The sequence below is a fragment of the Paraburkholderia sp. BL9I2N2 genome (assembly GCF_004339745.1).
Lineage (GTDB): Bacteria > Pseudomonadota > Gammaproteobacteria > Burkholderiales > Burkholderiaceae > Paraburkholderia.
Window position 1 is genome coordinate 237,118 of sequence record NZ_SMGP01000003.1, and the last position, 20,653, is coordinate 257,770.

A 20,653-nucleotide genomic window follows, 5' to 3' on the forward strand; every position below is an offset into this window, starting at 1 on the left:
GGCTATCGTCGGACCGCTCTCGCCGATCCCTATCGTCACCGTTGCCTCACTCGATCCGTCCCGCGTTGGCAGCGCTCATTCGCCGACACGTCCCGCCACGGAACGTAGAATGGCGATGAATTCCTGCATGGGCTGTGACGGCAATTCGTGCTTGCGCGTGACGATACCGTAGCTCGTCATGGTCCGGGTGATGGGAATGGGCAGGTGTCCGAGCAGACCCTTGCTTACATATTTTTTCGACAGCGGCACGTGGCTGCAGCGAAATCATGTCGGTTGCCTGCAACAGTTCCAGTGTCGAAAAGATTGAAGGCGTTTCCACCATGCCCACCGGCGCAGGAATGCCCGCGCCGGCGAACGTTTCGTCGAACAGCTGCCTGATAGCCGTTGCTTGCGGATAGAGAATCCATGGCCACGCGCCAAGATCGGCCAACTCCAGCCGCCGCCGCTGCAGCAACGGATGATGCTGTCCGACGACCACCCAGACCGGTTCCCCGGACAGCACCTCGAAGTCGAACAGTACTTGATGGCGCGGCTCCGTCAGACGGCCGACCATCACGTCCAGCTTCCTTTCTTCGAGCCAGACCGCCAGTTGGTCACTGCTTTGCTCGACCAGTTTGATGACCAGTTGCGGCCGCTGCCGGCGAATCTCCCTGATGCCGGTCGTCACCACCTGAGCGGCCGAAGCCGAGATAGCGCCGACGGTGAGATGACCGTAGCCGCCATCGCTCAAGGTGCTGAACTCGTTCACGAACTTGCCCAGATCGGCTACCGCCGCGGTCGCATAGCGCACGGACAATACGCCGAGATCGGTTGGGCGCATCTCCCGTGGTAGCCGTTCGAACAACTGGGCCCCGAACATCGATTCGATGTCACTCAGGATTTTTGTCGCCGCGGGCTGGGTGATAAGCATCTGTTCGGCTGCGATGCGCAAGTTGTGCGTGCGTCCGAGGGCATCGAGCAGTTGAAGATGTCTGAAGCGCAGCCTTGCCAGGACGCTCGACGTACGCACCGCAAATTGTCTGGACATGGGGTAAACACGCACGAACTCATAACCGGATGGAATCGATTGTACTGAATAAGAGATTGGATGTTTATCGGTCGGCTGCCTAAAGTTGCTGCTGGGCGAATCAACGCGCGGAATCAACGCGCGAACTGGCGGCAAGCCGCGCGCGCCAGACAAACTTCAGTGGAGACAGACATGACATCCCCGCTTTCACTCAGCGTAACGGACACGCTTCCGTCGGACGGATTGTCCGGCACGCTTGTCGGCCGCGCCTGGGTACCTGCCGCGAATTCAATGCCCGCAGGTCCCGCCGTAGTCGTCTTGCGCGCCGACGGAGTGTTCGACATTTCCGACGCAGCACCGACCATCAGCAGCTTGCTGGAGCGGGAAGATCCGGTCGCGACGGTGCGAGCCGCGAGCGGCCGCTGGATCGGCAAGCTGGAGACGATCATCGGCAATACGGCCGATGCAACGGGCGGCACCGCGCGCAACCGGGAGCGCGTCCATCTGCTCGCGCCTTGCGATCTGCAGGTCATCAAAGCAGCAGGGGTGACCTTTGCGGCGAGCCTGATTGAACGAGTGATCGAGGAGCAGGCAAAGGGCGACCCGCAAGGCGCGGTGCGCGTGCGAGAGCAGATCAGGTCTCTGGTCGGAGATAGTCTCACCAGCATCCGACCGGACTCCGCCGAGGCGCGCGAATTGAAGGCGCTGCTGATCGAGCAGGGACTATGGTCCCAATACCTTGAAGTTGGAATCGGCCCTGACGCGGAAGTCTTCACAAAAGCACCGGTGCTGGCGGCTTTGGGTACAGGCACGGAGATCGGGCTGCATCCGAATTCGGTCTGGAACAATCCGGAGCCGGAAATCGTGCTGTCGATCGACAGCCGCGGCCGCGCGCTCGGCGCGACGCTGGGCAACGACGTCAATCTGCGCGACTTCGAAGGACGCAGCGCGCTCCTGCTTGGCAAGGCGAAGGACAACAATGGCTCGTGTGCGATTGGCCCTTTCCTGCGGCTTTTCGACGAGACTTTCTCGATCGACGATGTGCGCCGGGCGACAGTCGATTTGCGCGTTGAAGGCGGCGACGGTTTTGTCTTGCGAGGCACGAGTTCGATGGACCAGATCACGCGCGACCCGCTCGATCTCGTTTCGCAGACGATCAGTTCGACCCATCAATACCCCGATGGCGCGCTGCTGTTCCTCGGGACGCTTTTTGCACCAATCGAAGACCGCGACGCCGCTGGCGCGGGCTTCACACACAAGCTGGGCGATATCGTGAAGATTTCGAGCCGGCAGCTCGGCACGCTGGTCAACCGGGTCAACCACAGCGACCGCATCGAGCCGTGGACTTTCGGCGTGCGCGCGCTGATGGCGAACCTTGCTGCACGAGGACTACTGGACACAGCCTCTCTCTGATCACGTATGACCCGGCTCTAGCCCCCCATAACAGACCGGCATACCCGGCTTCCTCAAGGAGATAGACGAGATGCAGACTCAACACGTTACGCAAGACCCGTTGGAAAGCGCGGTGCGCAAGGCGCGCCTGCGGCTCGCGCCCTTCCTCGCGCTGATGTTCGCGCTATCGATGCTTGACCGTTCGAACGTCGGGTTTGTCAAACAGGCCCTTCAAGTCGATTCGAACATCGGCAACGCGGCGTTTGCGCTCGGGGCGGGGATCTTTTTCATCGGCTATGCGGTGTTCGAGATCCCGAGCAATCTGATGCTGCATCGGGTGGGTGCGAAGCTCTGGTTGAGCCGGATCATGGTCACTTGGGGGCTTGCGTCGGCGGCCATGATGTTTGCGCACAACGAGGCCTCGTTCTATGCGCTGCGCTTCATTCTGGGCGTGGCCGAAGCAGGTTTTTCGCCCGGCGTCATTCTCTATTCCACATACTGGTTCCCCGCACGTGAACGCGGCAAGGCGCTAGGCATCTACTACTTTGGCTTGCCAGTGGCGCTCGTGCTGGGCAGCCCGCTGTCAGGTTATCTGATGGAGGTCATGGGTGGCCGCCTCGGGCTGCACAACTGGCAATGGATGTTTCTCATCGAAGGTCTCGCTGCGTCGGCTGTTGGCATCGTCGCGTTCTTCTATCTGGTGAGCAAACCGCGCCACGCGAAGTGGCTGACGTCGGCCGAAAAAGACGCTTTGGAAAACGCCATTGCAGCGGAAGACCGGCACAAGGTTGCGCATGGGCCGGCTACTGCGCTGACCGCGCTGCGCAACTGGAACGTGCTTCGCTTTGTATCGATTTATTTCGCCATTCAGGTCAGCGTGTATGGCGTCATCTTCTATCTGCCGACGCGGATTTCGGAGCTGACCGGTACCGCCATCGGCTCGAAGGTCGGCTTGCTGACCGCCATTCCCTGGCTGTGCGCACTCATCGCACTGCGCTTTATCACCGGCTACGCGGACGCGAGCGGGAAGCACCGGCAACTCGCCATCGCCATGCTGGCAGCGGCCGCGGCAGGAATAGCACTGTCTACCCTCGGCAATCACATCGGACCCGTGCTCGTCGCATTCTGTATCGCGACGGTCGGCTTCGTAGTCGTCCAGCCGCTCTTCTGGACCTTGCCGACGGCCTACCTGAGCGGTACCGCGGCAGCGAGCGGTATTGCAATGATCGGCGCGCTCGGCAATCTCGGCGGCTTCATCGCGCCCACATTAAAGACGGCAGTGGAGACGCTCTTTCATAGCCCTCGTGCAGGCATGTTCACCCTGGCGTTTGCAGGCGTCGTGGGCGTGTTCCTGCTTATGAGCATCGGCTTGCAGTCACGCCGCGTAGCCGAAGCGCCGATTGGCTCGGCCGAAGCGACGCTTCGCTAGGCACATGCAGGCACGCTGCACGCGATTTAACCGGATATTCACATGAGCATTCTCGGACATCATTTCATCGGCGGACGATGCGGCGCTTGCGCATCGATCAATACGCTCGTCGGCCTTGATGCCGTAACAGGCGAGGCAGTGCGCGCAGCGCAGAGCGAGGAGGCCACGTCATGATATTCAATGCGGGAAACACAATGGCCGATCCTTCGGCAACCGTAGAGCCAATCGTGCAACTGCATCCAGATGACGATGTCGTCATCGCGCGGCACCAGCTTGTCGCGGGCATGCGCATCCGCGGTAGTCTTGCTGTACGTGGGTTGATCCCGGCGGGTCATAAGCTTGCCGTCCACGCTATCGAAACGGGCGCGCCAGTGCGGCGCTACGGCCAGATCATCGGCTTTGCGACACGTGCCATCGATGCCGGGGAGCACGTCCATACGCACAACCTTGCGATGGGCGATTTCGATCGGGACTACGCGTTCGGCGCAGATGCGAAGCCGGCGTCGACGGTCGCAGCAGCGGCGCGATTCATGGGCATCGTACGCGCCGACGGACGTGTCGCAACGCGTAACTACATCGGCATTCTGACATCGGTCAATTGCTCCGCAACGGCGGCGCGCGCCATCGCAGATTACTTTCGTCGCGATATTCATCCGCAAGCGCTTGCGGACTATCCAAACGTTGATGGCGTGATCGCGCTGACGCACGCTCAGGGCTGCGCGATCGATTCCGAAGGCGAAGCGCTGGAAATGATCCGGCGCACTCTCGGTGGTTATGCACGGCATCCTAATTTCGCCGGCGTGCTGATAGTCGGGTTGGGCTGCGAAACCAATCAGATCGATGGGCTTATGCAAAGCCAGGGTCTTACGTCCGGCGCGGCGCTGAAGACGATGACCATTCAGGCGACCGGTGGCACGGCGCGCACGGTGGCGGCGGGCATCGAACAGGTCAAGGCAATGCTCGCGGAAGCGAACAAGGTACGGCGCGAGCCCGTGGATGCCAAGCACCTCGTAATCGGCTTGCAATGCGGCGGCTCAGACGGCTACTCCGGCATTACCGCAAATCCGGCACTCGGCGCGGCAGTCGATCGCCTGGTCTCGCACGGTGGAACGGCGATTCTCTCCGAAACCCCCGAGGTCTACGGCGCCGAACATCTATTGACGCGCCGGGCCGTGTCACGTGAAGTCGGCGAAAAGCTCATCGAACGGATCCACTGGTGGGAAGCATACTGCGCGCGCATGAATGCCGATCTGAACAACAATCCATCGGCCGGGAACAAGGCCGGTGGGCTGACAACGATTCTCGAAAAGTCGCTTGGCGCCGTAGCGAAAGGCGGCACGACCAATCTCGTCGACGTGTACCGGTACGCCGAACTGGTGTGTGCCCGCGGTCTCGTTTTCATGGATACACCGGGCTACGATCCGGTTTCGGCGACCGGGCAGGTCGCGGGCGGCGCAAACCTGATCTGCTTTACGACCGGTCGCGGCTCCGCCTATGGTTGCGCGCCGTCGCCCTCGTTGAAACTGGGAACCAATACCGCTTTGTGGCAACGCCAGGAAGAGGACATCGACCTGAATTGCGGGTCGATCCTCGACGGCGAACGAACGGTCGACGAACTCGGTGAGGAGATCTTCCAACTCATGCTTGCGACCGCGTCGGGCCAGGCGTCGAAAAGCGAGCTTCACGGATACGGCCAGAATGAATTCGTGCCCTGGCAGATTGGCGCCATCACATAAGGCGGCGTTTGCGTTTCTTTGGCGCGGCTAGCGTAAGCCAGCCTGTTTGAGCCTAGCTCGACTGCGCAACCCCGTACGCGTTAGGTTTCCGCTTCTTCGGCGGCACGATCATTTCGATTTTGCCGACGAGGAAGATTTACGAAAGGATGCCCAGAACGGCGACGATCGAGACGTATCACATCGCATAGTGGAAGTTGTGCGTGCGCTGCAGGATCATGCCGAAAACGACGGGCGTAGTAATACCGGACAGATTGCCGAACGATCGTGGCGGTCAACACGAGGCCGACGATCACCGGCAACTTGCGCGCGACCGTTACCGATTTACCCTTTTTCAGGAGGCTGTCACCGAGGCAGCCTCCCGCCAGCATGCCGACCATCGCCATGAGATGGGGAATGGATGCGCGTCTACGCCTTGAGATGGGGCTCCAACAGCGACAGGTCCGCAACTGAAAGACGATCGTGCGCGGTCTGCACCTGATGCCAGTACGGATAGAGCAGGGGCGGCGCGCTCACCTTGTCGAGCCGCTCGCGCTGTTCGGCGCTCAGTCTGAGGTTCGCCGCGCCGAGGTTGTCGAGCAACTGCTTCTCGTTGCGTCCGCCGATGATGACCGACGTGACGGCGGGGCGCCCGAGCGTCCATGCGAGCGCGACCTGCGCAGCCGAGACATTTTGCTCGCCGGCGATTTCAACAAGCGTATCGACGATCGACCACAGTCGTTCGGCGTCGCGGATCGGCGGCTCCGTCCAGCCTGCGAGCTGACGCGTGCCCTCGGGCGTCGCGTCGCGGCGGTGCTTACCCGACAGCAGGCCGCCTGCGAGCGGGCTCCAGACGAGAATGCCCAGGCCTTGATCGAGTGCGATCGGCGCGAGTTCGTATTCCGCCTCGCGTGCTTCGAGCGTGTAATGAATCTGCTGGCTCACGAAGCGCGGCAGGCGATCGCGTTCGCTCACATGCAACGCCTTCATCAGGTGCCAGCCCGAGTAGTTCGAGCAGCCGACATACCGGACCTTGCCATGCCGGACAAGCAGGTCGAGCGCTTCAAGCGTTTCTTCGAGCGGCGTGAGTCCGTCCCATTCGTGCACCTGGTAGAGGTCGATTACATCGGTCTTGAGACGGCGCAGGCTCGCCTCGCAGGCTTCTATCAAATGATGCCGCGACAGACCCCGGTCGTTCGGGCCGTCACCCATGGGAAAGCGGGCTTTCGTCGCAATCAGCACGCCGCCTTTGCGCTTGCCGCCGAGCGCCTGGCCGACGATTTCCTCCGACGCACCGTTCGAATAGACGTCCGCGGTATCGATCAGGTTGACGCCCGCGTCGATGCACATGTCGATCTGCCGGCGCGCATCGTCGAGGCCGACCTCGCCGACGCTGGCGAATTTGCCTTTGCCGCCCATCGTCATAGTGCCCAGCGTGACGGTCGACACCTTGAGGCCCGAACGGCCAAGTTGACGGTAGTCCATGATGAAGCAATCTCCCTATATGCTGTGAGGATTCGCAAATGGCGTGCGGTCGTTAAGTCCCATTGCGCCCGCATTTCGTGCGCGGCGTTTCACGTGTCCAGACATGCGACGATAACGGAGATTGAATTACCATTCCAATAGAAAGATGTGATCCAATTAAGCGGTTTCCGTGATTAATCGTCTCTGCAGAAAGAGTGCCAACGTGGATTTGAAGCAACTCGAACATTTCGTGGCGGTCGCGGAAGAGCGACATTTCACGCGCGCGGCGCGGCGCCTCAACCTTGTGCAGTCCGGATTGTCTGCGTCGATCCGCTCGCTGGAAGAAGACCTGGGCGGACCGTTATTCAATCGCAGCACGAGGCGAGTCGCCTTGACGCCTGCCGGCGAGGTGCTGTTCGCAGAGGCGCAGCGGGTACTGGCTGCCGCCCGCGACGCGCGGCACGCCGTCACGCAGGTTCATGGGCTCGCACGCGGGCGGCTGAGTATCGGTGCGATTCATGGTCTCGCGCCTTTCGTCGACTTGCCGGCTTCTCTAGGACGGTTTCGGGCCGCGTTCGGTGGGATCGATATCGAATTGACACTGGACGGCTCGCGTGCGTTGATCGACGATGTGAGGGAAGGGCGCCTCGACCTCGCGTTCACGCAGCCGCCGGATACGCCGCTCGACGATCTCGGGTCGCACATGTTCGCATGCGAAGGAATGGTTGTCGTCTGCGCGACGTATCATCGACTTGCGGGCGCCAGCGGGCTGGAGCTGGCCGATCTCGTCGACGAAACATTCGCCGATCTGCGCCCGGAGTGGAGTGTGCGGCGGCTCGTCGATCGAAGCTTTGCGGCGGCAGGGCTGCAGCGCCGGACCAGCTTCGAGGTCAACGACATGCCGATGCTGCTTGAACTGGCCGCACAGGGGCTTGCAATCAGCATGGTGCCCGAATCCGTGGCCGCCGCGAGGGGCAGCAATACGCACGGCGCACCGGTCGCAACGGCGCGTCTGCGCGAGGCCGAGGAGCCCTGCTGGGAACTCGCGGCCGTTTTTAAGGGAAGCGCGGGAGAACCGCTCATACCCGTCGCCCGTGCTTTCCTGGACTTGCTCAAATTGCCCGCGATGGCGACCTGACGCTCGACTGACCGCTTCGCGCGGCAATAGCGCAACATGCTTAGGACCGCTCGTCATTGGGAGCCCGGCCGGTCACGAAAGAAATGGTCATGCTAGGATCGCCGACTCACTGTTCCAACGGATCGGGATCGTAAGTCGCTTGTAGGCGCCGCGATTCCGGCATCAACGAGGATTCTCATGACTCATTCTGCCCTGACCCCCGGCGCCGTTGCCGTGATCACCGGTGGCGCCGCCGGCATCGGCCTGGCTGCTGCCAAACGCTTTGCGCAGCTTGGGTTGCGCGTCTGCATCGCCGACCTCGGCGCCGACCGCATCGCGCAGGCGGTGGAGGAAATCGCCGCGCTGACCCCAAGCGGCACACAAGACGTCTTTGCGGTCGAGACCGACGTCAGCGTCGCCGACGATGTTCGCCGCCTGCACGCAACCGTCGTCGAACGCTTCGGCGGAACAGATGTGTTGATGAACAATGCCGGCATTCAGCCCGGTAGCGGGATGTTCGGTCCGACTGGGAACTGGGAGCGCGTGCTGGGTGTCAACCTGTGGGGCGTGATCCGCGGTACGCAAGTCTTCGTGCCGGACATGATCAAGCGCGGTCGTCCGGGACTTGTGATCAACACTGGTTCGAAGCAAGGCATCACGACGCCGCCGGGCGACCCCGCGTACAACGTTGCGAAGGCCGGTCTGAAAGCGTTCACCGAAGCGCTGCAGCACGAACTGCGCAACACCGCCGACTGCCGGATTAGCGCTCATCTGCTGATTCCTGGCTTCGTGTTCACGGAACTGACACGCAACGGCCGCGTGGAAAAGCCCGCCGCCGCATGGACGCCTGAGCAGACCGTCGATTTCATGTTGGAGCGTCTAGACGCCGGCGACTTCTACATACTGTGTCCCGACAACGACGTGCCGCGTTCACTCGATGAACTGCGCATCCTATGGGCCGCAGGCGATATCGTCGAGAACCGGCCCGCGTTGTCGCGCTGGCATCCGGACTACGCTACGGCATTCGAAGCGTTCATCAAGCAGCCCCGTTGACTCAAGAGCCAGCACTATGTGGCAACAAAGTGAAACCTATCCCGATCCCGCAGTGGAAGTGCTCGATCCGCGCTTCCTGAAATACCGGATCACGAACGCGGCGGTCGAGCGGCTTGCGACTGGCATGCGCTTCGGCGAAGGACCGGTGTGGTTCGGCGACGGCCGCTTCCTGCTGTGGAGCGATATTCCGAACAACCGCATCATGCGGTGGGACGAGGAATCTGGCGCGACGTCGGTATTTCGCAGGGCTTCGGGGTACGCGAACGGCAATACACGGGACCGCCAGGGGCGGCTCATCACCTGCGAGCACGGCAACCGGCGCGTGACGCGCACCGAGTACAACGGCACGCTGACCGTGTTGCTCGATCGCTTCGACGGCAAGCGGTTGAACTCTCCGAACGATGTGGTCGTGAAGAGCGACGACAGCATCTGGTTCACGGATCCGCCGTTCGGCATCTCCAACAACTACGAGGGTGTCAAAGGTGAGCCCGAGCTGCCGACCAACGTCTATCGCCTCGACCCGGCCACCGGCCGGGCGGAGGTGGTCGCCGACGACATCGTCAATCCGAACGGCATCTGCTTCTCGCCCGACGAACGCCGCCTCTACATCGTCGAATCGGGCTCGAAGCCGCGGCGTATCCGTGTGTACGATGTCGAGGACGGTCGGCGCCTCGTGCGCGGACGCGTATTCGTCGATGCGGGCGAGAACGGCGCGCCAGACGGTTTCCGTTGCGACATGGACGGTAACCTGTGGGCCGGTTGGGGCACCGGACCGGGACTGAACGGTGTGATGGTATTCGCGCCGGACGGCAACGCGATTGGGCGCATTGCTCTGCCCGAACGCTGCGCGAACGTCTGCTTCGGCGGCGCGGCGCACAACCGGCTGTTCATGGCAGCCGGGCAGTCACTGTACGCGCTATACGTGGATACGACTGCGGCGGTTGCAACCTGAGCTCGTCGGTGGATTACGTCCGCGCCCGGTCGGCGGCGTCACCGCACACCGGCCGGTCATGATGCGGATTATGCGGGTTCAGGAAGTGCGCTGGCGCTCGCTGAACTCCCGGCATAACGTACTCCAGCGGGTTGGCGAGGAACTGCAGTCGCAATCGTAGCGGCACGGCACGCCGTGTGCTCGAGCCCGGGCCGTCCTTACGCAGCGTTCGTCAGTTGGTCTGCGTTAAGGCCGAATTGATGCGCGATCGATTGCAGCCTGTCGCCCCATTCCCAGACGCCGAAGACGTCATGTACGTTTTGCAGGCAGCTCAGCAGGCTGACCGTCTGCGGGTCGTATACGTTGATCTTCGAACGCAGTAGCGCTCTTCTCAGCGCAGCGACACCCACGTCCATATAAGCGGGCACTTCATGCTTTTTCCTGCTGACATAGTGAATGGGAACACCTTCCATCACTGACAGGTAGTCGCGTGGCTTGATGAAGTTGCCGATTGGACAGCCGCCGCAGTAACCGCGATATGCGCCGCCGCCGCGCGGCAAGAGCGCTGCTTCGCGCTGCTGGAACAGATGCTGGACCGCCTGGTCGAAAATGACTTGATGGCTTAAAAATTCGAGAGTCATTCGGTTCTCCTGCCGCACGCGAGCTTGCGCGCTCGCCGGTCCTGTCGGAATGAGAGAAGAGTAGGTTTTACCGGAGCACGAATCTACTCTACGGTGGGATATGCCGATGCCGCGTTAGCGTAACTTACCTATACAGAGGTATAGGCGGGGTAACCAGCGCCACGAAAACTCGCGACCAGGGCTGCCGCAGCGCGTCTATCCGTTATCGGTCCGCGCACCTGCCTAACCCGTGTTGATGTTCGCCCGATCCGCGACCATCCGCGTGAGGCGTCCGTTCCTGATCCTCGCTTCAGGTTTTGGCCGGCCCGCCCTATGGGCGCAAGCGTACCTGGGTGAGCTCCTCGCAAACCTGCCACAAACGGCCGGCGTTCGAAGTGTCCTTTGCCTGTCTGGCGATACTCGCCTCGCCGATCCTGCTTCCACGTGCCTCCAGAAAGCCTTGTGGACCATAGTAGCCACCGTCACCGACGTCACGCGAAGTAGCGGCGTAAAGGGTCGGCAGCGCGCCTGCGTAATCGGTGTTCAGCGCGGCACCGATGAAATGACTAAGGAGCTCGCGGGCAGCTCTTGAAATCGCCGAGCGGTCACCGCCCCGAAACAGATTGGTGTTTGCGACGCCGGGGTGAGCGGCAACCGACATGACACGGGAGTTGGCAGCGCGCAAACGCCGGTCGAGCTCGAACGCAAACATCAGATCCGCGAGCTTTGACTGCCGATAGGACTGCATCGGCGAATACGTCTTTGTGGATTGGAGGTCGTTGAAATCGATCTGTCCTAGCTTGTGCGCGATGGAAGCAATCGTAACGATGCGTGGTCGCTCAGGCGATCCAGTGGCCGCTAGTTCGAGAGCGGGCATAAGGAGCGCAGTCAACACGAAATGGCCGAGTACGTTGGTGCCAAATTGCAGTTCGAAGCCGTCGGCAGTTTCGCGCCGTTTCGGTGGCGCCATGACGCCAGCGTTGTTGACCAGAATGTGAATGGGGCGTTGCCCGGCGAGCTGCCTCTGTGCGAACTGTCCTACGGACGCGAGGGATGCGAGATCGAGAATCGCCAGTTCAGCACGAGCGTCGGGTGCGGCGGCGTTCAGACGGGCTAAGGCCTCTTCTCCGCGTTGTTTATCGCGGCACGCAAGTATGACTTGCGCGCCTTTGCGCGCCAGAGCCAATGCAGCATGGTAGCCAATACCGCTGTTCGCACCGGTGATGAGAACTCGCTTGCCGATCTGCGGCGGAATATCTGTCACGGTCCACTGTTTATTCATATTGCTCCGGCTCGGCATGATGGTAGTCGACTTCGAGACTACCATTAGTGAGTCTGGGACGTCGCTATCGGGTAGGCAGTTCCCCGCGATGCTGATCATCCGTGTTGCGTGCTGCGTTCGGGGATTCCAGTTCGCGCATGAGAAGGCGTGGAGGTCAATGTGATTGGATGTGAACAACCTTTCGTTTTCCTACAGCATGCCGGTCGGAAGTTGAATCAGGGATTTGGCGCAAAAATTTTTTGCAAAGTGCGACGCAACGTCAAGCCTGACAATAACAATTGATCAGAATAGCCGCTGACTGACTGAGCCGATGCGGGGCTCCGCTGAAGAAACCGACTCAAATGAAAAAGGCCGAGCGGATTACAGTCGGCTAAACGATGTTGGCCATTCCGAGGACCGAGCAACAGCTGGAGAGAGGGCGGCGCGTTATTCCATGGGCGGCCCACGGTTGAGTTGTTGTTCGCCGCTGATGTAGTCGGTCAGCGCCCGGACATCGTCGCTCGCAGGCACCCGCGACAGACGCGAGGGTGCGACATCGCTCGTCTTGCCGAGCGCATCGGTAGCACTGTTAAGTTGTTACACCCGCCAAGAGCGGCTAATTCTGGCGTGCCATGCTCACTAAAACTGACAATAGCGATTCACCTCTTGCGCTGGGTAGCAAGATACGCGGGCTGCGGCAGCGGCTAAAGCGCACGCTCGATGATACGGCCACTGCGGCTGGCATTTCGAAGCCGTTCCTGTCGCAAGTCGAACGAGGTCTGGCAAGCCCCTCCCTTACATCGCTGGCGGGTATCGCTAGATCACTCGGAGTGGCGGTGCAGTATTTCCTCGACACGCCCAGTGAAGAACGTTCGGTGTGCCGCGCGGAGCAGTTGACGTTTTTTGGCTTTGCGGATTCGGCGAACCTGTTTGCCAGACTCACGAACCTGACCGGAGGCCGTCATCTCGAGGCCATTCTCGTGAGGATGCCGCCCGGGCAAGAGCGTTCCGAAGTGACAACGCATGCTGGCGAGGAGTTCATGTACGTGATCGCCGGTCAGGTATCGCTGACGCTGGAGGGCAAGACATTTGAATTGCGCGCGGGAGATAGCGCGCATTACGAATCGACGGTGCCGCATAGCTGGGTAAATACCGCCCACATCGAGTCGGTCGTTGTCTGGGCCGGTACACCCAGACTGTTTTAGATCGCCGACCAGACCAGTGGCGATACGCTGCTGTCGGCTCATGATTTCGGTGAGGACGAGCCACCCGGGGTACCTGTTCGAGAAGAATCCGCCGACGTTGCAGACTGGCTAGCGCCGATACGCGCTACCTTTGTCGCGGCGGTGGAAGACGTCGTCAGTTTGTCCCGCTTGATTGCAATAGCGGCGACGGATCCGCTGCCTTCAACCGGTCTACTGGGCGGCGAGCTTCGCGCTTTGTTGTCGCAGGCCCTCGAAGATCCTGTCCGACACATCGGTTGGAAACGCGGCCGGTAACAGCGCCTCAACCTCCGCGACGACATCCTCCGTCATGTCCGTTAGGGTGGTGATCATCTCCTCGACGTCGGCCGGAGCCAGCGTGACTCGTTGCCCCTGCGCAATCCAGTGGCGTCGACGGATATCGTTGATCAGATAGTGGGCGTTGTTGCCACGCACCGCCATTGCCAGTTTCACCCGACGCGCAGAAAGCAGGTTCGGTCCATTGCCAATGATCGGGTGCGCGGAGAGAACGTCATAGATCGGCGTGGCCTCATAGCGGTTGGACTTCAGGTGTGCGATGCTGAAATTCTTCGCGTGCCCGTCGGTGGCGGCGAGCATCCAGAACACGATCTGCGTCATGAAGAAATGGCGCTTATCGATGGCGGACCGTTCTGAACCGGCCAGGACTTCCATGATCTTCTGGATTCCGGGCCCGCCATCTGACTCATATTTGTCGGCGGCGGACGTCCCTGTCGCCTGGCACATATCTTCTTGGGGAAGCCGCAGGATCCATGAACCGTCGCTCGCGTACCTGCGATCGAATCGCTCGACGACGAGCACTTTCTGGTCCTCGAAGGCGGCGATGTCGCAATTGGCGATCGGCAAACCATACGCTGCGACGATTTTCGAGCACAGCCACTCGTTTTCCACCGACGTGCGCATGTCGGCGCGCATGTTTCCGACCAGTCCAAGAGGTAGCTTCAGGATATGCGTGGTCGGGGTACTGCCTTCCGGGATGGCCCACTGGTCGTCGTGCCACAGAAGCGCAGTCTTTTCCTGCGCGCCGGCGATGGACAGGCGCAGGTCATCGATGGGTTCATGCTGGCCCAATACGGGTGGGGCCGTTGTTTCCCGCAGTAGCCGCGCGATTTCCGCCTCGTTGAGGGGGCGCCCATTGATCTGCTCAAGATTCACCGGGGTTTCGTCTGGAGGCAGCATCTGGGTAGCGCCTACGCAGTCTCGTCCAAGCTTGGCCAGCAACTCGAACGGCGACGTGCCGCCAGTTTTGTAGCGCCCTGCGATGCGCTCGCGGATAGCCCTGCTATCAGGCAGCAGGTTATCGAAATAGTCCGAGACCACCTTGCCCCGATAGGGCTGATTGCCGGCCGTAAATGGCAGCGAGAGCGATAGAGGACGTCCCTGTTCGTCTTCTATCCAGGCTTCGAAGTAGGTCAGCTTCTCTCCGTCCCGCGTGGTCTCCCAGGTACCGACTGGCAACCCGTTCATCCAGAGGTTGAGGCTTTTGGCGTGCGAGCGGCGGCCCATTGTTACCAGTCCTCCCGCTTCTTGGGGGCAGTAGTCACTGGTGCCACTCGCTTCCGGGTGGGCGGCTTCGGCGCGCCTTGACCGCTACCGCGCGCTGGGGTGGCGGCCGCCTTGCGGGTGCCCGCTGTCTTCGCGGCCGTAGTAGTCGCACGCTTTTTTGCCACGCTCTGCTTTGCCGCGACCGGCGGCGCCGCTGTACGCAGACGCCCGGATTGGTGGCCTTCGGGAAGGGCCGAGCTGAACACTTGGGTCAGAACGATATCGACCTTGAGCAACTTCAAAACGTGGAATAGCCGATCCATGCTCGCGGATTCGGGCTTTGCCTCGAGTTGGGCGTAGGTTTGCTGGGCGACCCCCAAATGGCTCGCCACCTGGGACTGCGTGAGTCCGGCGGCCTTGCGGAAGCCGACAAGAAGTGGCCGCAACTGACGAGGGGTTTTAACGGGATAGTCCACGGGCGACCTCGGAAAGTCGTGAAAACATCAACCAGTCTGTGAATGACAGAAACAGTATATATTATGTATTCGACGAATACAGAAAATATGCTGTAAATGGCAGATACAGAAAATAGACTGTTAAGTCGACCCGTGGGGCGCGGGGTAGTCCGCATTGTCGTATGCGCGCATTGCGCGACGAGGGTCTTAATGCCTTTCCGGCAATTGCATATCGATAGAAATTGGATGGCGAGGCGTACAGGTAGCGGTAGCATGGGCGTCCCTTCACCTGTATCTTCCCGTTGATCAAAGCGATGTCAGCCAAACCTCCGCGCTTCGGCATCTGGGCGCTCGTGCATGGTAGCCGCGCGGCGCTGCAGGATCCCGCAGAACCGTATGACGCCTCCTGGGGACGCAACAAGACGCTCGTGCTCGAGGCCGAGCGCCTCGGCTACGACTCGGTGCTCGTCGCCCAGCATACGGTCAATCCGCATGACGCCTCGCTCGACCAGCTCGAGGCATGGACGGCATCGGCTGCATTGGCGGCGCTCACGTCGCGCATCGAGATCATTACGGCCATCAAGCCCTATCTCTATCACCCGGTCGTGCTCGCAAAGATGGCGCAGCAAATCGAGCACATTAGCGGCGGGCGTTTTGCAATCAATCTGGTGAACGCGTGGAATCGTCCGGAGCTCGAACGCGCCGGCATCGGTTTTCCGGAACACGATGAACGCTACGTGTACGGCCGCGAATGGATCTCGGTCGTCGATGCGCTGCTGCGCGGCGAAGTGGTGAATCACCGCGGCGATAACTTCCACATCGACGGGTATCAGTTGCGTCCCGCTGATCCGTTTCGCGCACGTCCGCGGATCTACGTCGGTGGTGAGTCGGAGCCGGCGCGCGCACTGGTGGCGGCGCACGGCGACGTGTGGTTCATCAATGGTCAACCGCACGACGACGTTGCACGCCTGATCGCCGACGTATCCGCTCGCGCGCGCCCCGTCGGGCAGGACGATTTGCGTTTCGGCCTGTCGGCGTTCGTGATCGCACGCGAAACACAGGCGCAGGCAGAGGCTCACCTCGAGCATCTCTTCGCGCTGGCCGAATTGGACAAGCCGCTGCGGGAGCGGCAGAAAGCCAATATCGATCCGAACGTGGTGATGATCCAGACGTTCGCACAGTCGCCGCGCGTCGGTTCGAACGGGGGCACGGCCGCAAGGCTCGTTGGCGATTACGATACGGTCGCGCGCCGTATCGCCGATTTTCACCGAGCGGGGATTGAACTCTTCATGCTGCAGTTCCAGCCTTTCGAGGCCGATATGCAGCGCTTTGCGGAAGAGGTGGCGCCGCGCGTTCGGCGTCTCCTTTCCGCCTGAACGCGGAATATCGGGTTGGAGTCAATCAAGGGTCGCACCTGAAGCCAGGTACGACGTGGTTCGTGATCAGAAGAACGCGCCTGTGGGCGGAAGACGCCCGGTCAGCAAGTTCTGCCCGAGCAGGCGTTCCTTGTAAAGCCGCGGATTGTGCGAGGCAATGACCTTGATGTTGCGCCAGTGCCGGTCCAGAGCGCCCACGCGCGAGACGACCGAGCCTGACCCGAGGTCGATCAGCCAACTGGCGATCTGCGGGGCGAGATCGTCGGTCACCACCTTGGCCTCTGCCGCCGAGAGCGTGGCGGCAAGCGTAGTCTCATATTCGTCGCTCGTGCCATAGCTGTCCCAGGCTCGTTGCAGCGCTCCGACAGCGCGGTCTACAGTCGCCTCGGTGCTGGCCGCATACGCGCGGATACGACCGAGCAATGTCTGCAGTACGGGCTCTTCGGTAGGATGCGCGGCTTCGCCATGATAGAAGTTGCGCCCCCGCGCGCGCAGAACCTCTACAGCGTCCAGTACGATGCGTCGCACGACGCCAGCGATGCAGTTGGTCAGATAGACCTGATGAAAGGTGTATCCCCACGGCGCGGCTTCTTCAGGCTTCGGCGGATCCGGCGGGTAAACATGGGCGGCGGGCACGATCACGGCGCGAAAGGCCGCCGTGCCTGAGCCTGTCAGGCGCTGGCCGAATCCCTGCCAGTCGTCGTGATCGCTGACCCCTTCGCCTCGGTCGAGCACGTATTGCACAGTCCGGCCCGCACGGCTTTCCACAGCAGCGCCGATGAATGCGTCGTTGTAGAGGTTGCCCGTCGCATAAACTTTCTCGCCCGAGCCGATGTAGGCATGCCGTGTTTCGTCCCATTCGAGCCTGCTCAGGACCCGGCTCGGACAAGCGCCCGCCGCCGCCGCGTCGCTGTCGGTAAAACTGAGCCCGACGGTCTTGTTCTGCCTGGTCAGGTCGAGGACATGCGCATGGAAAGGGTGGTCTCGTTGTCTAAGCGAGGCTTCGACTTGCCACAGATGGTTACGAAAAGCATGGGCTATATTGGAATCGGCCGCAGCAAGATCGCGAGCTACGAAGAAGAGCTCGGTCAACGACAAACCTTGCCCTCCCGCATCGGTCGGCAGGCGTAGCGCACCGAACCCTAGCGCCTTGAGCTTCGCGATCTCATCGTACGGCAGACGATGTGTCAGTTCCCGCTCTGCCGCAGTCGATGCGATATCGGCGATGGCCTCCGAAAAGCCGAGGCGTGCGGACAGCGGCGAGACAAGCTGGGGCCGGCCGCTGTCGACGATCGTGGTTTCAGGAGTGGTCATGGTGCTCCATCAAACCTTGATGCTGTAATCCGCGACCTTGATCCGCGAGCGGATGATCTTGCGTTCCGCGAGCCAGTCGGCTGCCCGTTGAAGCTGCGCGATGAAAGCGGCGTCGTCGGGTTCGTGGAATTGATTCACACGCTTCAGGCTCGCCAGATAGTCGCGCACCTGGTTCGGGTATTTGGCTTCTCCCTGTGCGAGCTGCTCGGCTTCGGTGGAATGCGTCGACTGCCAGGCGCCTTCGACGTAGTACGCGTCGATTACCGCGCGAATCAGTTCGGAGTTCTCTTCGGTGAATTTGCGACGCGTTACCAGCGAACTGTAGTCAATCAGGAAATCGAGGTCGCGTCCCTCGTTGAAGATGTCCTTGGCGTCGTTCGAATTACGCGCGATATCCACCGCAGGCGACCACATCGACCAGGCGTCGACCTTGCCTTGCGCGAACGCGGGCGCGGCATCGGGCGGATTCAGATAAACGAACTCGACCTTGTCGCGGTCAATGTGGTTCTTTTCCAGGGCCGCAATGAGCAGGAATTCGCCAAGCCCCGAACGGTTGATGGCAACTTTGCGGCCCGCCAGATCGGCGACCGAATTGATGCCGCTCGATTTCTTCACGATGATGGCAGTCGAGCGTGGGGAATAGACGTCGAACGCATTGAAGACGATAGGTGAGCCGGCCAGCATGGCGGCCAATGCAGGCGTAGTCGATCCCCAGAAGCCGAAATCCGCACTGCCGCCGACCACTGCCTGAATTGACGGCGCGTGGTTCGGGAACGGACCGATCCATTCGACCTTGATGCCTTTTGCGGCGAGCGTCTTTTCGAACACGCCGCGTTGCTTGGCAATGTCCGGCAGGCTGCCGTACCCCCAGCCAATGCGAACCGTATCGGTGTTGCGTGTCAGCTTGCGCGGCTCGGCTGCCCGCGCTGGGAACAGGCTGCTGGCGGCGGCACCGGCCAGCAGGCCACCCGCCGCGCGCAATAGTTGGCGGCGGCTCAGTGAAGAATCATTCATCCTTGTCAGGTCCTTGGAGTCGGGCAGGAAATCGATCAGTGAGACAGAACGCCCAGTTCTGCGAGCAGCGTGGACCGCAGTTCCTGTGGCGTGTGGTTCTTGGGTCGGAAAGAAGCAGCGATGCGTCCCGTGCGCATGACGAGAATCCTGTCGGCAAGCGTGAGCGCTTCGTCGACGTCATGCGTCACGAGCAGCACGCCCGGGTGATGGCGGGCAACGAGTTCCTTGACGAGACCGTGCATCTTGATCCGCGTGAGCGCGTCGAGCGCCGCAAACGGTTCGTCCAGCAGCAGAAGGGCGGGATCGCGAACGAGGCCCCGCGCCAACGCGACGCGTTGCGCCTGACCGCCTGAGAGATTGCGGGGCCAGTCGTTCTCCCGGCTGGAAAGCCCGACTTCGGCCAGGGCACGAGCCGCGCCGGCTCGGCCGACAGTGGTTTCATGACCTAGAGCGACGTTCTCCCACAGCGTAGCCCAAGGTAGTAGACGAGGCTCCTGGAACACGACGGAAGGACGCTCGGGCGCGCGGATCTGTCCAGCGTCGGGCAGATCGAGGCCTGCCAGCGCGCGCAGCAGGGTGGTCTTCCCGCACCCGCTTTCACCCAGCAGCGCGACGAATTCGCCTTGGTGGATATCAAGATCCAGTGCATCGATGACGACACGCGTGCCATAGCAGCGCCGCAGGCCACGTACCGATACGCCCAGCGCGGACTGACTGACGCGATCTTCGTTGACGAGTGCCGATACTTCGGAACCACGGGGCAGTGCGATGCTTTGGCTCACTTTTGCTCTCCTTTGGCGTAATTCGCGTGCCATGAGAGGAAATGGGTTTCAAGCGAGCGCACCAGCGCGTCCGCTACGACGCCGATGATCGCGTAGATGATCATGGTCAGCAAAATGACATTGGTTTGGAGGAATTCGCGGGCATCCATGGCCAGGAAGCCGATGCCCTTTGTCGTCGCGAGTGTTTCGGCGATGACCAGCGCGAGCCAGGCATGAGCGAGCGCATAACGTACGCCCGTGAGGATCGACGGCATCGCTCCGGGCAGAATGATCCGTCGCACGATCGCGGTCCAGTTCAGCCCGATAACCTTGGCGAGCTCCATCAGCTTCGGATCGATCTGGCGGATGCCAAGCATGGTGTTGATATAGATGGGAAACAGGACCGCGAGCGCGACAAGGAAAATTTTCGCAACCTCGCCCACACCGAACCAGACGATGACGAGCGGCAGCATCGCAAGGAAAGGGACCGCGCGCACCATCTGGATCGAACGGTCGAAAAGCGCCTGTGCCAGCGGTGAGAAGCCGACCATGATGCCAAGCGCGAGGCCGATGATTCCCCCAATGAGGAAGCCCGCCATTGCACGCAGAAGCGAGACGCCGAGGTGAACGAAAAGATCGCCGTTTCTGGCCAGATCCAACGCGGTTTCCGCGACACTGCTTGGAGCCGGGAGCACCTGAGGCGCAATCAGTCCAATACGCGCCGCAGCCTCCCAAAGCACCAGGACCAGAACTGGAACAATCCAGGAGAGCCAACTATAAAGCGCACCTCTCGAAACACCTGCACGCATTCGTTTCGAAGAGACATAGCTGTTGCGAGAGGAAGTTAAGTCAGCCATGTCGGTTCCATATCAGCCATGAAAAAAGAGTGCCCCGATATGGAGCCGGTACAAATCAACCCGCCATGCGGAGACGAGTCCTGACATACGATTGCTACTTCAGCGATACCCCGATGCGGGGGCAGACATTGGTCAACTTCGGCATGTCACGAAGGCAAGCCTGTT

Annotated in this window: 18 protein-coding genes and 1 pseudogene; 8 read left to right on the forward strand and 11 right to left on the reverse strand. The window is 61.2% G+C overall.

The features are described from left to right. Positions 1-75: 75 nt before the first annotated feature. Positions 76-1,027, reverse strand: a pseudogene (locus B0G74_RS31755) (LysR family transcriptional regulator). A 171-nt stretch (positions 1,028-1,198) separates the two neighbouring features. On the opposite strand from B0G74_RS31755, the gene B0G74_RS31760 reads away from it, so the two are divergent. The 3 genes from B0G74_RS31760 to B0G74_RS31770 all read left to right on the forward strand — a co-directional run bounded on the left by B0G74_RS31760 (position 1,199) and on the right by B0G74_RS31770 (position 5,563). Then, the gene (locus B0G74_RS31760; RefSeq protein ID WP_132379854.1) at positions 1,199-2,419 is read left to right on the forward strand and encodes a fumarylacetoacetate hydrolase family protein; all 1,221 of its coding nucleotides are present in this window, start codon (positions 1,199-1,201) and stop codon (positions 2,417-2,419) included. A gap of 70 nt (positions 2,420-2,489) precedes the next feature. Continuing rightward, entirely contained in the window at positions 2,490-3,827 is a 1,338-nt protein-coding gene (locus B0G74_RS31765; RefSeq protein WP_132379856.1) for an MFS transporter, read from the forward strand. A gap of 194 nt (positions 3,828-4,021) precedes the next feature. Beyond that, complete coding sequence (locus tag B0G74_RS31770; RefSeq protein ID WP_132379858.1) at positions 4,022-5,563, forward strand: altronate dehydratase family protein; 1,542 nt, start codon at positions 4,022-4,024, stop codon at positions 5,561-5,563. Positions 5,564-5,643: 80 nt separating this feature from the next. On the opposite strand, the gene B0G74_RS31775 is transcribed toward B0G74_RS31770, so the two are convergent. Both B0G74_RS31775 and B0G74_RS31780 read right to left on the reverse strand, forming a co-directional pair. Beyond that, positions 5,644-5,946: a hypothetical protein gene (locus B0G74_RS31775; RefSeq protein WP_132379860.1), complete on the reverse strand. Its 303-nt coding sequence runs from the start codon at positions 5,944-5,946 to the stop codon at positions 5,644-5,646. Between the two features lie 22 nt (positions 5,947-5,968). Next, positions 5,969-7,024 (reverse strand): aldo/keto reductase, encoded by a 1,056-nt coding sequence (locus B0G74_RS31780; protein ID WP_132379862.1) that lies wholly within the window; start codon positions 7,022-7,024, stop codon positions 5,969-5,971. A gap of 202 nt (positions 7,025-7,226) precedes the next feature. Here B0G74_RS31780 and B0G74_RS31785 point away from each other — a divergent pair, with 202 nt between their 5' ends. The 3 genes from B0G74_RS31785 to B0G74_RS31795 all read left to right on the forward strand — a co-directional run bounded on the left by B0G74_RS31785 (position 7,227) and on the right by B0G74_RS31795 (position 10,125). Then, positions 7,227-8,141 carry a LysR family transcriptional regulator gene (locus B0G74_RS31785; protein ID WP_132379864.1) on the forward strand — a complete coding sequence of 305 codons (915 nt, stop codon included), beginning with the start codon at positions 7,227-7,229 and terminating at the stop codon, positions 8,139-8,141. A 177-nt stretch (positions 8,142-8,318) separates the two neighbouring features. After that, entirely contained in the window at positions 8,319-9,173 is an 855-nt protein-coding gene (locus tag B0G74_RS31790) for an SDR family NAD(P)-dependent oxidoreductase (RefSeq protein WP_132379866.1), read from the forward strand. 16 nt (positions 9,174-9,189) lie between these two features. Then, entirely contained in the window at positions 9,190-10,125 is a 936-nt protein-coding gene (locus tag B0G74_RS31795) for an SMP-30/gluconolactonase/LRE family protein (RefSeq protein ID WP_132379868.1), read from the forward strand. 197 nt (positions 10,126-10,322) lie between these two features. On the opposite strand, the gene B0G74_RS31800 is transcribed toward B0G74_RS31795, so the two are convergent. Together B0G74_RS31800 and B0G74_RS31805 are read right to left on the reverse strand one after the other, a co-directional pair. Next, positions 10,323-10,745, reverse strand: coding sequence for a hypothetical protein (locus B0G74_RS31800; RefSeq protein ID WP_132379870.1), 423 nt, complete (start codon positions 10,743-10,745; stop codon positions 10,323-10,325). A gap of 310 nt (positions 10,746-11,055) precedes the next feature. Continuing rightward, a complete protein-coding gene (locus tag B0G74_RS31805; RefSeq protein ID WP_132379872.1) occupies positions 11,056-12,006 on the reverse strand; it encodes an oxidoreductase in 951 nt (316 codons plus the stop codon). Positions 12,007-12,617: 611 nt separating this feature from the next. Here B0G74_RS31805 and B0G74_RS31810 point away from each other — a divergent pair. Continuing rightward, entirely contained in the window at positions 12,618-13,190 is a 573-nt protein-coding gene (locus tag B0G74_RS31810; RefSeq protein ID WP_132379874.1) for a cupin domain-containing protein, read from the forward strand. A 210-nt stretch (positions 13,191-13,400) separates the two neighbouring features. Here B0G74_RS31810 and B0G74_RS31815 read toward each other — a convergent pair whose 3' ends face one another. After that, positions 13,401-14,732: a type II toxin-antitoxin system HipA family toxin gene (locus B0G74_RS31815; RefSeq protein WP_132379876.1), complete on the reverse strand. Its 1,332-nt coding sequence runs from the start codon at positions 14,730-14,732 to the stop codon at positions 13,401-13,403. 2 nt (positions 14,733-14,734) lie between these two features. Further along, a complete protein-coding gene (locus B0G74_RS31820) occupies positions 14,735-15,187 on the reverse strand; it encodes a helix-turn-helix transcriptional regulator (protein ID WP_132379878.1) in 453 nt (150 codons plus the stop codon). A gap of 293 nt (positions 15,188-15,480) precedes the next feature. Between B0G74_RS31820 and B0G74_RS31825 the strand changes: the two genes are divergently transcribed. Continuing rightward, positions 15,481-16,542 (forward strand): LLM class flavin-dependent oxidoreductase, encoded by a 1,062-nt coding sequence (locus B0G74_RS31825; RefSeq protein ID WP_132379880.1) that lies wholly within the window; start codon positions 15,481-15,483, stop codon positions 16,540-16,542. A gap of 66 nt (positions 16,543-16,608) precedes the next feature. Here B0G74_RS31825 and B0G74_RS31830 read toward each other — a convergent pair whose 3' ends face one another. Genes B0G74_RS31830 through B0G74_RS31845 form a run of 4 tightly spaced genes read right to left on the reverse strand, consistent with a single transcriptional unit; the run spans position 16,609 to position 20,488 of the window. Next, on the reverse strand, positions 16,609-17,856 hold the full coding sequence (locus tag B0G74_RS31830) for an acyl-CoA dehydrogenase family protein (protein ID WP_132379882.1): 1,248 nt from the start codon (positions 17,854-17,856) through the stop codon (positions 16,609-16,611). Between the two features lie 9 nt (positions 17,857-17,865). Then, a complete protein-coding gene (locus B0G74_RS31835) occupies positions 17,866-18,870 on the reverse strand; it encodes an NrtA/SsuA/CpmA family ABC transporter substrate-binding protein (protein ID WP_132379884.1) in 1,005 nt (334 codons plus the stop codon). Between the two features lie 35 nt (positions 18,871-18,905). Next, the gene (locus B0G74_RS31840) at positions 18,906-19,652 is read right to left on the reverse strand and encodes an ABC transporter ATP-binding protein (protein WP_132379886.1); all 747 of its coding nucleotides are present in this window, start codon (positions 19,650-19,652) and stop codon (positions 18,906-18,908) included. Beyond that, positions 19,649-20,488 carry an ABC transporter permease subunit gene (locus B0G74_RS31845; protein WP_132379888.1) on the reverse strand — a complete coding sequence of 280 codons (840 nt, stop codon included), beginning with the start codon at positions 20,486-20,488 and terminating at the stop codon, positions 19,649-19,651. Before B0G74_RS31845 ends, B0G74_RS31840 begins: the two co-directional genes overlap by 4 nt. Between the last annotated feature and the right edge of the window lie 165 nt (positions 20,489-20,653).

What these genes read in the sequence shown, in the direction of transcription:
- B0G74_RS31760 (WP_132379854.1), top strand. Translation starts at nt 1,199, where the DNA reads ATGACATCCCCGCTTTCACTCAGCGTAACGGACACGCTTCCGTCGGAC.
- B0G74_RS31765 (WP_132379856.1), top strand. Translation starts at nt 2,490, where the DNA reads ATGCAGACTCAACACGTTACGCAAGACCCGTTGGAAAGCGCGGTGCGC.
- B0G74_RS31770 (WP_132379858.1), top strand. Translation starts at nt 4,022, where the DNA reads ATGGCCGATCCTTCGGCAACCGTAGAGCCAATCGTGCAACTGCATCCA.
- B0G74_RS31775 (WP_132379860.1), bottom strand. Translation starts at nt 5,946, where the DNA reads ATGGCGATGGTCGGCATGCTGGCGGGAGGCTGCCTCGGTGACAGCCTC.
- B0G74_RS31780 (WP_132379862.1), bottom strand. Translation starts at nt 7,024, where the DNA reads ATGGACTACCGTCAACTTGGCCGTTCGGGCCTCAAGGTGTCGACCGTC.
- B0G74_RS31790 (WP_132379866.1), top strand. Translation starts at nt 8,319, where the DNA reads ATGACTCATTCTGCCCTGACCCCCGGCGCCGTTGCCGTGATCACCGGT.
- B0G74_RS31795 (WP_132379868.1), top strand. Translation starts at nt 9,190, where the DNA reads ATGTGGCAACAAAGTGAAACCTATCCCGATCCCGCAGTGGAAGTGCTC.
- B0G74_RS31800 (WP_132379870.1), bottom strand. Translation starts at nt 10,745, where the DNA reads ATGACTCTCGAATTTTTAAGCCATCAAGTCATTTTCGACCAGGCGGTC.
- B0G74_RS31805 (WP_132379872.1), bottom strand. Translation starts at nt 12,006, where the DNA reads ATGAATAAACAGTGGACCGTGACAGATATTCCGCCGCAGATCGGCAAG.
- B0G74_RS31810 (WP_132379874.1), top strand. Translation starts at nt 12,618, where the DNA reads ATGCTCACTAAAACTGACAATAGCGATTCACCTCTTGCGCTGGGTAGC.
- B0G74_RS31815 (WP_132379876.1), bottom strand. Translation starts at nt 14,732, where the DNA reads ATGGGCCGCCGCTCGCACGCCAAAAGCCTCAACCTCTGGATGAACGGG.
- B0G74_RS31825 (WP_132379880.1), top strand. Translation starts at nt 15,481, where the DNA reads ATGTCAGCCAAACCTCCGCGCTTCGGCATCTGGGCGCTCGTGCATGGT.
- B0G74_RS31830 (WP_132379882.1), bottom strand. Translation starts at nt 17,856, where the DNA reads ATGACCACTCCTGAAACCACGATCGTCGACAGCGGCCGGCCCCAGCTT.
- B0G74_RS31835 (WP_132379884.1), bottom strand. Translation starts at nt 18,870, where the DNA reads ATGAATGATTCTTCACTGAGCCGCCGCCAACTATTGCGCGCGGCGGGT.
- B0G74_RS31845 (WP_132379888.1), bottom strand. Translation starts at nt 20,488, where the DNA reads ATGGCTGACTTAACTTCCTCTCGCAACAGCTATGTCTCTTCGAAACGA.